Origin of the sequence: Pseudomonas sp. (genome assembly GCF_050739775.1) — a bacterium.
In the GTDB taxonomy this organism is placed as follows: Bacteria; Pseudomonadota; Gammaproteobacteria; order Pseudomonadales; family Pseudomonadaceae; genus Aquipseudomonas.
The window spans coordinates 35,700-50,177 of the sequence record NZ_JBOICA010000022.1; the positions used below are offsets into that span (position 1 = coordinate 35,700).

Genomic DNA, 14,478 nt, shown 5'->3' on the forward strand with positions numbered 1-14,478 from the left:
CTTAGCAAGGCGTTGCCTTGCATCGCCGGCAAAGCCGGCTCCTACATGTACGATGAATTAAGGCTTGTGCGCCCGCGAGAGGAATTCGTGGGACTGCATTTCCAGCAAGCGGCTGAGGGTGCGCTGGAATTCGAAGGTCAAACGTCCACCGGTGTACAGGTCCTTGAGCTCAACCTCGGCCGAGATGATCAGCTTGACGTTGCGGTCATAGAATTCGTCGACCATGTTGATGAATCGCCGGGCGATGTCATCAGTGGCCACGCTCATCTGCTCGACGTCACTGAGCAGCACGGCATGGAAGATCTTGCCCAGTTCGATGTAGTCGTTCTGGCTGCGCGGGCCGTCGCACAGCTCGCGGAAGTCGAACCAGGCCACGTCGTCACAGGTGCGCAACGCACGAATCTCACGGTTCTCGATCACCAGCACGTCGTTCTCGACCGCCTGAGTGCACTCCGGCGTCAGCGCTCGGAAGCTCTTGCGCAGGCTTTCGTGAGCCGCTTCGTCCAGCGGGAAGTGGAACAGCTCGGCCTGCTCCAGGTGACGCAGACGATAGTCAACGCCGCTGTCGACGTTGACGATCTCGGTGTTCTGCTTGATCAGGGCGATGGCCGGCAGAAAGCGGGCGCGCTGCAGGCCGTCCTTGTACAGGCCATCGGGCACGATGTTGGAGGTGGCCACCAGGGTCACGCCGTTCTTGAACAGCTCCTCCATCAGGGTGCCGAGGATCATCGCGTCGGTGATGTCGGAAACAAAGAACTCGTCGAAGCAGATCACCCGCGCTTCATCGGAAAAACGCTTGGCGATGATGGTCAGCGGGTTCTTCTCACCCTTGAGGGTTTTCATTTCTTCGTGCACGCGCTTCATGAAGCGGTGGAAGTGCGTACGCACCTTCTGCTTGAACGGCAGCGCCTCGAAAAAAGTATCGACCAGGTAGGTCTTGCCGCGCCCTACCCCACCCCAGAAGTACAAGCCTTTAACAGGCGCCTGCTCCTTCTTGCCGAACAGCTTGCCGAACACACCCGGCTTGCTGTTCTGCGCCGCGATCAGATCGTCGTACAGGCGTTGCAGATGACGCACCGCTGTTTCCTGCGCCGCGTCATGGAAGAATTCGGGACGTTTCAGATCTGCTTGATATCGTTCTAGGGGCGTCATAATTCGTTAGCAAGGTAACAAAAACGGGCCGTCACTGTAGCGACGGCCCCGGATAATGGCAATCAGACTTGCGTCAAGCCGCTCAGTCCTGCTGTGGTTGCAAGGCCGCGCGCAGGCTCTCGATGGCAGTATCGCGCGCAGCCTCATCGGCCAGCTGCGGGCCATCGGCAACGCACTCACCTTCCAGCCACAGGCTGAAGCCCAGGCCTTCAGTACGCACGTCCAGCTCACCACCCTGCTGCAGCTGCTTGCTCACGGCGCCAGCAGTCTTGCCATCGGCAAAATTGCGCGACAGCAGCAGTTGCTCACCGTCGGCTGCCAGCAAACGGAAACGGAAGCTGCCGTCGTCTTCACGGAAGCTGACAAAGCGCGCCGCCTTGACGGCCTTCTTCTTGACCTGGGCTGTACCCTGCTCGATGCTGCGGAACGAGCGCAGACCAACGGCCTCGCGCAGCTGCTCGAGGAACGGAGAAGCCACCTTGCGGGCTTTCTGGGCACCGGCCAGCAAGATATCTTCCAGGTCTGCCGGGCGGCTGATCAGCTGGTGATAGCGCTCGCGCGGCTCGCTCAACTGGCCATCGAGCAGCTGGAACAGGCGCTGCTTGGCTTCGCCCCATCCCAGTCCCTGCAGCAGCTCGCCGCGGAACTCGTCAGCTTGTGCCGGGGTGGCAAAGGCCTGGAACAGGGTGAACAGGTGCGCGTTGTCCGGATCCTTGGCCTCGCCCGGGGCGCGGGAGTCGGTAACGATGCGCGAGATCGCGTCCTTCATGTCCTTGGCGCTGGTGAACAACGGGATGGTGTTGTCGTAGCTCTTGGACATCTTGCGTCCATCCAGGCCCGGCAAGGTCGCCACGCTTTCTTCAATCAGCGCTTCGGGCATGGCAAAGAATTCCTTGCCCTGGCCGAACAGGTGGTTGAAACGCTGGCCAATATCACGGGCCATTTCCACGTGCTGGATCTGGTCGCGGCCGACCGGCACCTTGTTGGCGTTGAACATCAGAATGTCGGCGGCCATCAGTACCGGGTAGCTGTACAGGCCCATGCTGATACCGGCATCCGGGTCTTCGCCACTCTCGACGTTCTTGTCCACCGAGGCCTTGTAGGCGTGAGCACGGTTGAGCAGGCCCTTGGCCGCCACGCAGGTCAGCAGCCAGGTCAGTTCGGGGATTTCGGGGATGTCGGACTGGCGATAGAAGGTCACGCGCTCCGGGTCCAGACCACCGGCCAGCCAGGTCGCGGCGATTTCCAGTCGCGAACGCTGGATGCGCTGCGGGTCATCGCATTTGATCAAGGCGTGGTAGTCGGCCAGGAAGTAGAACGAGTCGACACCTGGCTCACGGCTGGCGAGGATCGCCGGGCGAATGGCACCGGCATAGTTGCCCAGGTGAGGCGTGCCCGTGGTGGTGATACCGGTAAGGATGCGCGTAGTCATGGGTAATCGCTTATCAGGCTTGTATCAGTTCGAAAGGCGCGGCAGCACCAGATCCTTGAGGTCGGTGAGCTTGCCATGAAAAAAGTGTCCGCATTCTGCCACTTTCAGCAGCTCATGGGGACGCGGGAGTGTGTCGGACCAGGCGTAGACGATCTGCGGATCGATCACTTCGTCGGTTTCCGGCTGGATCACGCTCAGGGCGCAGTCCTGTGGCAAAGCGTCGTGTTCCTGCAAGCGCATCACCGCCGGCGCCACCATGAACAGGTGCTTGAGCGCCACACCATCAGCTTCCAGGCGACCGCCGAGGCTGGCCGCGACGAAGCCGCCGAATGAAAAACCCATCAGGGTCAGCGCTACATCCGGATGCTTTTCCCGCAACCAGGTCGCTGCCGCCTGGGCATCGTCCACTTCACCACTGCCCATATCATGGCTGCCGGCACTGGCGCCAACGCCACGGTAGTTGAAACGCAGGGTGATGTAGCCGGCATCGCGGGCGGTGCGCTGCAGCATCGATACCACCTTGTTGGTCATGGTCCCACCCTGCACCGGGTTGGGGTGACAGAGCAATACCACGCCACGGGCGTCGGCAACATCAAGGTACAAGGCTTCCAGTTGGCCGACCGGGCCATCGATGAATACGGGGGTTTCGCGGATAAGCAAGGATAAACTCCGTGACCTCGGAAAGGGTCGACTCGTCTAGCTGAATGATTCTGTCTGAGATATTTGCGATCGTTCGCGGTATACAGCGCAGGTCCGAGCCGTTAACGTAAAGCAAAGCCGTTTATAGAGGAAGGACTCGTGGAACTCTCGCTCTTAGTTTGGTTGTTGCCGACCCTGGCCCTCGTCGTGGGCGTCGTCGTTGGTTTCCTGGTCGCCCGCCTGCTGCCCAATGCCGCGCCGAGCAGCACTCAGCGGCAGCTGGACGATATCCAGGAACGCTTCGACAGCTACCAGAATGAGGTGGTTACTCACTTCAACAGTACGGCTGCGCTGGTCAAGAAACTGACCCAAAGTTACCAGGAAGTTCAGGATCACCTGGCCGATGGCGCCAACCGCCTGGCCCTGGACGAACTGACCCGCCAGCGCCTGCTGGCTTCCCTGCACTCGGAAGCCGTACAGGCCCCGCGTGATCGCCTGACACCGCCCAAGGACACCGAGGTACCACGCGACTACGCGCCGAAAGCGCCGAACTCGCCGGGCATGCTCGATGAGCATTACGGGCTCAAGCGTAACTGACAAATAGCCCCGCCGATTGGCGGGGCTATTTATTGGGGCTGCTGCCCCGCGATGGTCATCTTCAGCTGTACCAGGGCGCAGCCTCTGAGCCGCAGCCATAACGCTCCAGCGCCCGATCCAGCACCTGCTGCTCCACACGTCCCTGGCGGACCAGGCTGTGCAAACTGGCCAGCACGATACTGAAGCGATCAACCTCGAAAAACCGTCGCAACTGCTGGCGGGTATCGCTGCGACCGAAGCCATCGGTGCCCAGGGTGACATAGGGTGCCTGCACATACTCGGCAATCAACTGCGGCCAGGCGCGCACATAATCAGTTGCGGCAATGACCGGCGCACTGCCCTCCAGGCAACGCTGTACATGACTGACACCCGCACTGTCTTGCCCCAAGCGACTGGCCCGGTCGATATCCCGTGCCTCGCGCGCCAGTTCGCTGAAGCTGGTGACACTGAACACTTCGCTTTCAATCTGCCAATCGCGGGCCAACAGTTCGCTGGCAGCGATAACCTCGCGCAGGACCGCCCCGGAGCCCAACAGCCGCACGCACCCCTGAGCCACCGCTACGCGCTGTTCGACATAGCGGTACATGCCGCGCAATACCTCTTCACGCACCTGCGCTGGCAGGGAAGGTTGTGGATAGTTTTCGTTCATCACCGCCACGTAATGGAACTCGTCGCGTTGCTCGCTGAGCATGCGCCGCGCCGCATATTCGAGAATCACCGCCAGCTCACCGGCAAAGCATGGCTCCCAGGCCCGGCAATTGGGAACCATCGAGGCCATTACCAGACTCGAACCGTCCTGATGCTGCAAACCTTCTCCACCCAGGGTCGTGCGACCGGCGGTAGCCCCCAGCAACAGACCACGGGCACGCTGGTCGGCGGCAGCCCAGATCAGATCGCCGACGCGCTGAAAACCGAACATCGAGTAGTAGATGTACACCGGCAGCATCGGCTCGCCATGCACCGCGTAGGACGTTGCTGCCGCCACCCAGGAGGAAATCGCCCCGGCCTCGGTGATGCCCTCCTCCAGCAATTGGCCGTCGCGAGCTTCCTTGTAAGACAGCAGCGAGCCAGCATCCTCAGGCTCATAGCACTGCCCCTGGGGTGAATAGATACCAATCTGGCGGAACAGGCTGGCCATGCCGAAGGTGCGCGCCTCATCGGCGACGATCGGCACCACACGCGGCCCCAGCTCCGGTGCCTTGAGCCAGGCGCTGAGCATGCGTACCGCAGCCATGGTGGTGGACATTTCCTTGCCTTCGGCCTGTAAGGCAAAGCCGCCCATAGTCTCCAGCGCCGGCACCGGTATCGAACGCACGTCGCTGCGCCGGGCTGGCAACGGCCCACCGAGCGCGAGTCGACGCTCGCGCAGGTAGCGCATCTCCGCACTGTCGTCAGCCGGACGATAGAACTGCAACTGCTCGACCTGACTGTCGCTGAGCGGCAAATGAAAGCGATCTCGGAAAGCCAACAAGGCCTGGACATCGAGTTTTTTCGCTTGATGCGCAGTCATCCGCGACTCGCCGGCCGCGCTCATCCCGTAGCCTTTCTTGGTCTTGGCCAGGATCACGCTCGGCCGCCCCTTGCAGGCCTTGGCCGCGGCAAAAGCGGCGTACAACTTGCGAAAGTCGTGGCCACCACGCTTCAGCGCGCTGATCTCGGCGGAGCTCATGTGCTCGACCAGTTTCTGCAGGGCCGGCTGCTGGTTGAAGAAATGTTCGAGGTTATAGGCCCCATCCTTGGCACCAAGGTTCTGGAACTGGCCATCCGGTGTCGCCGCCAACTGACGCAACAGAACGTGCTCGGTATCACGTGCAAACAGCGCATCCCATTCCGAGCCCCAGAGCACCTTGATCACGTTCCAGCCAGCACCGCTGAACAGGGCTTCGAGCTCCTGGATGATCTGCCCGTTGCCACGCACCGGGCCGTCCAGGCGCTGCAGGTTGCAGTTGACCACAAAGGTGAGATTATCCAGTTGCTCACGCGCAGCCAGGGTCAGGCCGGCGATGGACTCCGGCTCGTCCATCTCGCCATCACCGAACACGCCCCAGACATGCCGGGCGCAGGTGTCGAGCAGTTGGCGGTTGTGCAGGTAACGCATGAACCGCGCCTGGTAGATCGCATTGATCGGACCGATGCCCATGGAACCTGTGGGAAACTGCCAGAAGTCGGGCATCAGCCAGGGGTGTGGATAAGAGCACAGGCCATTGCCCGCGACCTCCTGGCGGTAACTGGCCAGTTGCTCTTCACTCAGCCGCCCTTCGAGAAAAGCCCGAGCATAGATGCCAGGAGCCGAATGCGGCTGGAAGAACACCAGGTCGGCGCTGCGTTGTTCAGCGCCGGACTCGCCACGAAAGAAGTGCTGGAAACCGACCTCGAAGATTTCCGCCGCCGAGGCGTAACTGGCGATGTGTCCGCCCAGGTCGCCATAGGCGTGGTTGGCGCGCACCACCATGGCCAAGGCGTTCCAGCGCAGGAGGCTGGTGATCCGCTCTTCAAGCTCCAGATCACCCGGGTAGGCGCCCTGCTGCTCCACCGACAGGGTATTGCGATAGGCCGAGAAGGGCTGGGCACCGCGCTCCAGGCCCAGCTCACGCGCATGTGTTTCCAGCTGTTCAAGAAGAAATCGCGCACGCTCGGGGCCACAGTGCTGCAAGGTCGAATCCAGCGCGTCGAGCCACTCGGCGGTTTCGCCCGGGTCACTGTCGGCCTGTGGGTCATCACCCAGGCGACGCGGCACACCTTCACCTGGCACAAGGCTCATCATTGCCACCATTGCATTGACCTCATCCTTGATGGTTTCAGGCGCAGGCCTTCAGTGCCTGCTCGATATCGGCCAACAGGTCGTCAATATCCTCAAGACCGACCGACAGCCGCACCAACCCTTCCGAGATGCCGTACTGGGCACGCTCCTCAGGGGTATAGCTGGAATGGGTCATGCTTGCCGGGTGCTGGGCCAGGGATTCGGCATCCCCCAGACTGACGGCGCGACTGAACAGCTGCAGGGCATTCATGAAACGTCGCCCGGCACTGATCCCACCCTTGAGCTCGAAGGCGATCATGCCACCGGGCAAGCGCATCTGCCGCTGGGCCAGTTCATATTGGCTGAAGCCAGGCAGGCCGGGATAGTTGATCAACTCCACTGCCGGATGCTGTTCCAGGTACTCAGCGACGGTCTGGGCGTTGCTGCAATGACGCTCCATGCGCAAGGTCAGGGTCTTGATGCCGCGCATCAGCAAAGCGGCATCCTGAGGTGACATTACCGCACCGGTCATGTCCTTGAGGCCTTCGAGTCGAATCCGATCCACAAGCGCTTTTCGCCCTACCACCAGGCCGGCAGTGATATCACCATGGCCACTCAAGTACTTGGTCGCCGAATGCACCACCAGGTCGGCGCCCAGCTCCAGCGGTCGCTGCAGATACGGCGTGCAGTAGGTGTTATCGACCACCACGGTGATTTCGCGCTGGTGGGCAAGTTTCGTCACCGCGGCAATATCGGCCATCTGCATGTTCGGGTTAGCCGGTGTTTCGAAGTAGATCACCTTGGTTTGTGCACTGATCGCCGCCTCAAGCGCCTGCAGGTCGGCCATGTCGACATGACGGACCTTGACCCCGAATTCACCGATGCCATGGTGTAGAAAGGCAAAGGTGCAGCCGTACAAGGTTCGCCCTACCAGTACTTCATCACCTGGCCGCAGCAATGTCCACAGGGTGGCGGTTATCGCCCCCATCCCCGAGGCCAGGGCCAACCCGGCCTCACCGCCCTCGAGCGAGGCCATTCGGTCTTCCAGCAGGGCCAGGGTGGGGTTGGAAATACGCGTATAGAAATGTCCGCCCTGCTCCCCGGCAAAGCAGGCTGCGCCGTACTCAACCGTAGGGAACGCGAAGGTGGCGGTCTGGTAGACCGGTGGAACCAGTGCCCCCTGGTGGGCCAATGGGTCATAGCCGTGGTGGATAGCACGGGTAGCAAAACCTGAATCCTTGGTGGAGCCGCTCATGACAACAGCCTCTTGTGGTTTGTTATAAGCTTATGCCACTGAGGTGCTGATTTTTTTCCAAATATGACCACTGCTGAGCGTGGTTATTAACAATAAAACAATGAATCCAGGCCACGGAGGGCAAATCATGCCTGCCGCCATCGACCGTACCGACCGCGCCCTGCTGGCTGCCCTGCAGGACAATGCACGACTGACCATTTCCGAACTTGCCGACAATGTCGCCCTGACCACTTCGCCATGCTGGCGGCGGGTCAAGCTGCTCGAAGAGAACGGCTACATCACCGGCTACCAGGCCATCCTTTCCCCCAAAGCCCTGGGCTTTGGCGTCACCGCGTTCGTCAGCATCATGATGGACTCGCACTCCAAGGACATGGCCCGGGCGTTTGAGCAGCGGCTGATGGAGATTCCTGAAATTGTTGCCTGTCACAACATCTCTGGACGTTATGACTTCTTGCTGGAGATTCTGGCGCGGGATCTGGAGTCGTTCGGCGAGTTCGCCCGGGAGGTGCTGCAGACATTGCCGGGTGTGAAGGAGATCTATTCGAGCTTCTCGTTCAAGGCGGTGAAAGAGAAGCGGGTGATACCGGTGTCGGAGAAGCATATTTGACACTGTGTGGGGCTTGCCCCGCGATGCATTTGTTCAGGCATCAAAAAACCCCACCTGGGTGGGGTTTCCTGTTCATCTGCAGTGCTTAGATCGCACCACGCTTGCGCAGCAGCTCCAGCACCTGCTTGACGCCCTCTTCCAGGCTGACGTTCTGGGTGTCGATCACAAGATCGGCATCCAGCGGCACATCATACGGGAAGCTTTCGCCCGGGATGTTGTCGCCACCAGCAGCATACAGACCCTGCGGGTCACGCTCGCGGCAGGCCATTGGCGAGGCCTGAACGTAAACAGTGAGCAAGCGCTCCTTGCCGATCAGTGCCTTGGCCTGTTCACGGCCTTCGGCATCCGGAGCAACGAAGGCGGCCAGGGTCAGCAGGCCGGCTTCGTTGAACTGACGGGCAACGTGGGCGGCACGGCGCCAGTTCTCGGTACGCCCGGCACGGTCCTGAGGCAGGCCTTTGTTCAGGTCGTGACGCAGGTTCTGGCCATCGAGCACATAGACCGCACGGCCCATGTCGAACAACTTGCGCTCTACGGCGTAGGCCAGGGTGCTCTTGCCCGCGCCCGACAGGCCGCTGAACAACACGGTGGCTGGCTGCTGACCGAAGCGCAGGGCACGCTCTTCGGTGGCCACGTGGGCCTGCTTGCCGTGCTGGCCGATGGTGCCGTGAGGCACGACCGGCGGCGCGATGATCATGCCGGCGCCGACAGTGCCGTTGGTCAGACGGTCGATGACAATGAAGGCACCCGTGGTGCGGTTGCTGTCATAGCCGTCCAGGGCGATCGGGGCGTCGAGACTGACTTTGACCTTGCCGATTTCATTGAGCTGCAGCGCGCTGGCAGCGCCGTGCTCCAGGGTGTTCACATCGACTTTATGAGCGATGCTGGCAATCGAGCCCGGTACATAGCTGGTGGCGCGCTTGATGTCGTATTTTTTGCCCGGCAGCATTGGCTCTTCAGCCATCCACACCAGCATGGCGTCGAACTGGTCGGTCACTGGCGGAACGTTGTCGGCATGCACCAACAAGTCACCACGAGAGATGTCGATCTCGTCTTCCATGGTCAGGGTCACGGCCTGGCCGGGGCCGGCGTTCTCCAGCTCACCTTCGAAGGTGACGATGGACTTGACCCGGCTGCTCTTGCCCGATGGCAGCACGACGACTTCATCGCCCTTGTGCACCACGCCGCTGGCCAGGGTGCCAGCAAAGCCGCGAAAGTTCAGGTTCGGCCGGTTGACGTACTGCACCGGGAAGCGCAGGTCGGTGAAGTTGCGGTCAGCCGCCACTTCCACGGTTTCAAGAATTTCCATCAGCGCAGGGCCGGTATACCACGGCGAACGCTCGCTGCGGTTGACCACGTTGTCGCCCTTGAGCGCCGACATCGGCACGAAGTGCAGGCTGCTCGGGGTCATGTTGATGGCTTCGGCAAACTTCAGGTAGTCGGCCTTGATGCTCTCGAACACGCCTTCGTCGAAGCCCTTGAGGTCCATCTTGTTCACCGCCACGACGATGTGCTTGATGCCCAACAGCGAAGCGATGTAGCTGTGACGACGGGTCTGGGTCTGCACGCCGTAACGGGCATCGACGAGGATGATCGCCAGGTCGCAGGTGGACGCACCGGTGGCCATGTTACGGGTGTACTGCTCGTGGCCCGGGGTGTCGGCGATGATGAACTTGCGCTTGGCGGTGGAGAAGTAGCGGTAGGCGACATCAATGGTGATGCCCTGCTCACGCTCGGCCTGCAAACCGTCGACCAGCAACGCCAGGTCGATGTCGTCACCGGTGGTGCCGACCTTCTTCGAATCGCGGGTGATAGCTTCCAGATGGTCTTCGTAGATCATCTTCGAGTCGTGCAGCAAGCGCCCGATCAGGGTGCTCTTGCCGTCATCGACGTTACCGCAGGTCAAGAAGCGCAGCAGTTCTTTACGTTCGTGCTGGGCCAGGTAAGCGAGGATGTCCTCGCTGATCAAATCAGATTGGTGCGACATGAAGAGACCCTAACTTAGAAATAGCCCTGACGTTTTTTGTCTTCCATAGAGCCGGCGCCATCGTGGTCGATGACACGGCCCTGGCGCTCGGAAGTGCGGGTCAGGAGCATTTCCTGAATGATGTCGGTGAGGCTTTCGGCCTCGGACTCCACCGCACCCGTCAACGGGTAGCAGCCAAGGGTACGGAAGCGCACTTTCTTTTTGACGATGCGGGCTTTTTCTTCATCAGAGAGGTGCTCGAGGATGCGCTCGTCATCGATCATGATCAGGGTGCCGTTCTTCTCGATCACGTCGCGCTCGGCAGCGAAGTACAGCGGCACGATCGGGATGCCTTCAAGATAGATGTACTGCCAGATGTCCAGCTCGGTCCAGTTCGACAGGGGGAACACGCGAATCGACTCGCCCTTGTTGACCTTGCCGTTGTAGACGTTCCACAGCTCCGGACGCTGGTTCTTCGGATCCCAGCGGTGCTTGCTGTCGCGGAACGAGTAGACACGTTCCTTGGCCCGCGACTTCTCTTCGTCGCGGCGCGCGCCACCGAAGGCGGCGTCGAAGCCGTACTTGTCGAGCGCCTGCTTGAGGCCCTCGGTCTTCATGATGTCGGTGTGCTTGGCACTGCCGTGGGTGAACGGGTTGATGCCTTGGGCAACGCCGTCCGGGTTCACGTGAGTGATCAGTTCCAGGCCCATCTCCTCGACCATCTTGTCGCGGAAGCTGTACATCTCCTGGAATTTCCACTGGGTGTCGACATGCATCACCGGAAACGGCAGCTTGCCCGGGAAGAAGGCTTTGCGTGCCAGGTGCAGCATCACGGCCGAATCCTTGCCGATCGAGTACAGCATCACCGGGTTATCGAACTCGGCGGCCACCTCACGAATGATGTGGATGCTCTCCGCCTCCAACTGTTTCAAATGCGTCAGTTTGTCGACCATGGCTACTCACGGAAATACGATCTTATGGACGGCCTGCGGGCCGTGTTCGAGCGAGCCACTTTATCACAGCACTCAATTCTATTTAGGCGGCCAACTAGAACGAAACAATATAAGAATATGCCCTGCCGTTTTAGCCTCAGATCGGGTTCGGACAGTCGATGAACAGGTGCTCCAGGGCGAAGCGCCGCGCCAGGTAGTCACCCAGCGCCTGCACGCCGTAGCGCTCAGTGGCATGGTGACCGGCGGCAATGAAGCTGATGCCGTTCTCCCGGGCGCTGTGGAACGTCTGCTCAGACGCCTCACCGCTCAGGTACAGGTCTACCCCGGCGGCAATCGCCTGATCGATGTAACCCTGCCCACCCCCGGTGCACCAGCCGACCCGGCGAATGATCTGCTCGCCCTCGATCACCAGTGGCTCGCGGCCCATGACCTCCTGTACCTTGCGGGCGAAGTCCCGCGCCGACATGGGTTCGGCCAAAGAACCGAGCAGGCCGACCACCCGCGGGTTGTCCGGGTCCAGCGGGCCTTCGACGGTGATATCGAGCTGACGGGCCAGTTGCACGTTGTTGCCGACCTCAGGGTGCAGGTCCAGCGGCAGGTGGTAAGCCAGCAGGCTCAGGTCGTTGTTGAGCAAGGTCTTCAGTCGGCGCTGCTTCATCCCGGTGATGCAAGGGTTCTCGCCCTTCCAGAAATAACCATGGTGCACCAGCACCAGGTCGGCTTCGGCTTCGACTGCCGCATCCAGCAACGCCTGGCTGGCGGTGACGCCACTGACGATGCGGGTGACTTGCGGGCGCCCTTCGACCTGCAGGCCATTGGGGCAGTAATCCTGGATTTTTGCACTGCCGAGGTAGCGTTCGGCTTCCTCAACCAGGGTGCTCAGGGCAACAGCCATGACAAGACTCCTCAATTCAGCAGTTCAGCGCGGCGCAAGGCCCCGTATAATAACCGCTATTATGGGCCGTCGCCGGGTTTGGGGAAACCGACGGCGGATGCCTGGGGGCCTGCACGCTGTATCAACGGCTCGGTTGCGATTTAGCAGTTCCTGCACCGCTTCGGTCGCAGTATGATCGCGCGCGCTCACTCCCACGCAGTATTAGCGGCCCTTTGCCCACTCCCAGGATTCGTTCAATGTTCAAGGCTTTGCGTTACTTTGGCTGGCCGCTGCTGGTCGGCGTGCTGATCGCCCTGCTGATCATCCAGCGCTTTCCGCAATGGGTCGGCCTGCCCAGCCAGGACGTCAACCTGCAACAGGCACCGCAGACCACACGGGTCATGCAGGGGCCGGTGTCTTACGCCGACGCCGTAAGTAACGCCGCACCTGCGGTGGCCAACCTGTACACCACCAAAGTGGTCAACAAAACCGCCCACCCGCTGTTCGAAGACCCGCAATTTCGCCGTTTCTTCGGCGACAACCTGCCCAAGCAGCGGCGCTGGGAGTCGAGCCTGGGCTCGGCGGTGATCATGAGCCCGGAAGGTTATCTGCTGACCAACAACCACGTGACCTCCGGTGCCGACCAGATCGTGGTAGCACTCAAGGATGGCCGCGAAACCCTGGCGCGGGTCATCGGCAGCGACCCGGAAACCGACCTGGCAGTGCTCAAGATCGACCTGAAAAACCTGCCGGCGATCACCATCGGCCGCTCCGACAGCATCCATATCGGTGACGTTGCCCTGGCCATCGGCAACCCCTTCGGTGTCGGCCAGACGGTAACCATGGGCATCATCAGCGCCACAGGCCGCAACCAACTGGGCCTGAACAACTACGAAGACTTCATCCAGACCGACGCTGCGATCAACCCGGGCAACTCCGGCGGCGCGCTGGTGGACGCCAACGGCAACCTGACCGGCATCAACACGGCGATCTTCTCCAAGTCCGGTGGTTCCCAGGGGATCGGCTTCGCCATTCCGACCAAGCTGGCCCTGGAAGTGATGAAGTCGATCATCGAGCACGGCCAGGTGATTCGCGGCTGGCTGGGTATCGAAGTGCAGCCGCTGAGCCAGGAACTGGCAGAGTCGTACGGCATGCAAGGGCGTCCGGGGATCGTGGTGGCGGGGATCTTCCGCGACGGTCCGGCGCAAAAGGCCGGCCTGCAACTGGGTGACGTAATTCTCAGCATCAACGGCGAACCAGCGGGTGACGGGCGTCGCTCGATGAACCAGGTAGCGCGGATCAAACCCAACGACAAGGTGGCGATCCAGGTGATGCGCAATGGCAAGGAGTTGAAGCTGACGGCTGAAATCGGCTTGCGTCCACCGCCAGCGCTGGCGGCCAAAGAAGGACAGTGATCGGTTAAAAGCATCGCGGGGCAAACCCGCTCCCACAGGGATATCCCTGGGGGAGCGGGTTTGCCCCGCGATGGAGTCAGTGCAGAATCTGGCTGAGGAACAACTTGGTCCGCTCATTCTGCGGCCGGTCGAAGAAGTCGTCCGGTGCCGCCTGCTCCACAATCTCCCCCTTGTCCATGAAGATCACCCGGTTCGCCACCGTTCGGGCGAAGCCCATTTCGTGGGTCACACAGAGCATCGTCATGCCGTCCTCAGCCAGGCTGACCATGGTATCGAGCACTTCCTTGACCATCTCCGGATCGAGCGCCGAGGTCGGTTCATCGAACAGCATGATCTTCGGCTTCATGCACAGCGCACGGGCAATCGCCACCCGCTGCTGCTGACCACCGGACAGTTGCCCCGGAAACTTGTGCGCCTGCTCCGGAATCCGCACCCGCTCCAGGTAGTGCATGGCGATTTCCTCGGCCTTGCGCTTGGGCAGCTTGCGCACCCACATCGGCGCCAGGGTGCAGTTCTGCAGGATGGTCAGGTGCGGGAACAGGTTGAAATGCTGGAACACCATGCCGACTTCACGGCGGATCGCTTCGATCTGCTTGAGGTCGTTGGTCAGTTCCACGCCATCGACCACGATGCGGCCCTGCTGGTGCTCTTCCAGACGGTTGAGGCAGCGGATGGTAGTGGACTTGCCCGATCCCGACGGGCCACACAGGACGATACGCTCGCCCTGGCGCACATTCAGGTTGATGTCCTTGAGCACGTGGAACTGGCCGTACCACTTGTTCACGCCCTGCATCTGAATAATGCCTTCAGGGCTCACAGGCTGTTTGATCGCTTCACTCATGGGAACA

The 14,478-nt window shown here is 61.1% G+C and carries 12 protein-coding genes; 3 read left to right on the plus strand and 9 right to left on the minus strand.

The window, feature by feature from the left end:
* Positions 1-57: 57 nt before the first annotated feature.
* The 3 genes from zapE to ACRESH_RS13480 form a co-directional block, all read right to left on the minus strand.
* Positions 58-1,152, minus strand: coding sequence for a cell division protein ZapE (gene zapE, locus ACRESH_RS13470; protein WP_431742458.1), 1,095 nt, complete (start codon positions 1,150-1,152; stop codon positions 58-60).
* A gap of 82 nt (positions 1,153-1,234) precedes the next feature.
* Positions 1,235-2,584 carry a tryptophan--tRNA ligase gene (locus ACRESH_RS13475; protein WP_431742459.1) on the minus strand — a complete coding sequence of 450 codons (1,350 nt, stop codon included), beginning with the start codon at positions 2,582-2,584 and terminating at the stop codon, positions 1,235-1,237.
* A gap of 24 nt (positions 2,585-2,608) precedes the next feature.
* Positions 2,609-3,244, minus strand: coding sequence for an alpha/beta hydrolase (locus tag ACRESH_RS13480; protein ID WP_431742460.1), 636 nt, complete (start codon positions 3,242-3,244; stop codon positions 2,609-2,611).
* 138 nt (positions 3,245-3,382) lie between these two features.
* On the opposite strand from ACRESH_RS13480, the gene ACRESH_RS13485 reads away from it, so the two are divergent.
* Entirely contained in the window at positions 3,383-3,820 is a 438-nt protein-coding gene (locus ACRESH_RS13485) for a YhcB family protein (RefSeq protein ID WP_136474665.1), read from the plus strand.
* A gap of 61 nt (positions 3,821-3,881) precedes the next feature.
* Here ACRESH_RS13485 and mdeB read toward each other — a convergent pair whose 3' ends face one another.
* Complete coding sequence (gene mdeB / locus ACRESH_RS13490) at positions 3,882-6,581, minus strand: alpha-ketoglutarate dehydrogenase (protein WP_431742461.1); 2,700 nt, start codon at positions 6,579-6,581, stop codon at positions 3,882-3,884.
* 37 nt (positions 6,582-6,618) lie between these two features.
* Positions 6,619-7,815 (minus strand): methionine gamma-lyase, encoded by a 1,197-nt coding sequence (locus ACRESH_RS13495; RefSeq protein ID WP_431742462.1) that lies wholly within the window; start codon positions 7,813-7,815, stop codon positions 6,619-6,621.
* Positions 7,816-7,942: 127 nt separating this feature from the next.
* On the opposite strand from ACRESH_RS13495, the gene ACRESH_RS13500 reads away from it, so the two are divergent.
* Entirely contained in the window at positions 7,943-8,422 is a 480-nt protein-coding gene (locus tag ACRESH_RS13500; RefSeq protein ID WP_431742463.1) for an Lrp/AsnC family transcriptional regulator, read from the plus strand.
* Positions 8,423-8,507: 85 nt separating this feature from the next.
* On the opposite strand, the gene cysN is transcribed toward ACRESH_RS13500, so the two are convergent.
* The 3 genes from cysN to ACRESH_RS13515 all read right to left on the minus strand — a co-directional run bounded on the left by cysN (position 8,508) and on the right by ACRESH_RS13515 (position 12,236).
* Positions 8,508-10,409, minus strand: coding sequence for a sulfate adenylyltransferase subunit CysN (gene cysN / locus ACRESH_RS13505; RefSeq protein WP_431742464.1), 1,902 nt, complete (start codon positions 10,407-10,409; stop codon positions 8,508-8,510).
* 14 nt (positions 10,410-10,423) lie between these two features.
* Complete coding sequence (cysD, locus tag ACRESH_RS13510; RefSeq protein ID WP_342624280.1) at positions 10,424-11,341, minus strand: sulfate adenylyltransferase subunit CysD; 918 nt, start codon at positions 11,339-11,341, stop codon at positions 10,424-10,426.
* Between the two features lie 136 nt (positions 11,342-11,477).
* Positions 11,478-12,236, minus strand: a complete 759-nt coding sequence (locus ACRESH_RS13515; RefSeq protein ID WP_431742465.1) for a Nif3-like dinuclear metal center hexameric protein — start codon at positions 12,234-12,236, stop codon at positions 11,478-11,480.
* A 236-nt stretch (positions 12,237-12,472) separates the two neighbouring features.
* On the opposite strand from ACRESH_RS13515, the gene algW reads away from it, so the two are divergent.
* Positions 12,473-13,630, plus strand: coding sequence for a Do family serine endopeptidase AlgW (algW, locus tag ACRESH_RS13520; protein ID WP_431742466.1), 1,158 nt, complete (start codon positions 12,473-12,475; stop codon positions 13,628-13,630).
* Between the two features lie 76 nt (positions 13,631-13,706).
* Here algW and ACRESH_RS13525 read toward each other — a convergent pair whose 3' ends face one another.
* Complete coding sequence (locus tag ACRESH_RS13525) at positions 13,707-14,471, minus strand: amino acid ABC transporter ATP-binding protein (protein WP_400169934.1); 765 nt, start codon at positions 14,469-14,471, stop codon at positions 13,707-13,709.
* Positions 14,472-14,478: the final 7 nt, after the last annotated feature.

Coding starts and splice junctions, on each gene's coding strand:
- zapE (WP_431742458.1), bottom strand. CDS start 1,152: ATGACGCCCCTAGAACGATATCAAGCAGATCTGAAACGTCCCGAATTC.
- ACRESH_RS13475 (WP_431742459.1), bottom strand. CDS start 2,584: ATGACTACGCGCATCCTTACCGGTATCACCACCACGGGCACGCCTCAC.
- mdeB (WP_431742461.1), bottom strand. CDS start 6,581: ATGAGCCTTGTGCCAGGTGAAGGTGTGCCGCGTCGCCTGGGTGATGAC.
- ACRESH_RS13495 (WP_431742462.1), bottom strand. CDS start 7,815: ATGAGCGGCTCCACCAAGGATTCAGGTTTTGCTACCCGTGCTATCCAC.
- ACRESH_RS13500 (WP_431742463.1), top strand. CDS start 7,943: ATGCCTGCCGCCATCGACCGTACCGACCGCGCCCTGCTGGCTGCCCTG.
- cysN (WP_431742464.1), bottom strand. CDS start 10,409: ATGTCGCACCAATCTGATTTGATCAGCGAGGACATCCTCGCTTACCTG.
- cysD (WP_342624280.1), bottom strand. CDS start 11,341: ATGGTCGACAAACTGACGCATTTGAAACAGTTGGAGGCGGAGAGCATC.
- ACRESH_RS13515 (WP_431742465.1), bottom strand. CDS start 12,236: ATGGCTGTTGCCCTGAGCACCCTGGTTGAGGAAGCCGAACGCTACCTC.
- algW (WP_431742466.1), top strand. CDS start 12,473: ATGTTCAAGGCTTTGCGTTACTTTGGCTGGCCGCTGCTGGTCGGCGTG.
- ACRESH_RS13525 (WP_400169934.1), bottom strand. CDS start 14,471: ATGAGTGAAGCGATCAAACAGCCTGTGAGCCCTGAAGGCATTATTCAG.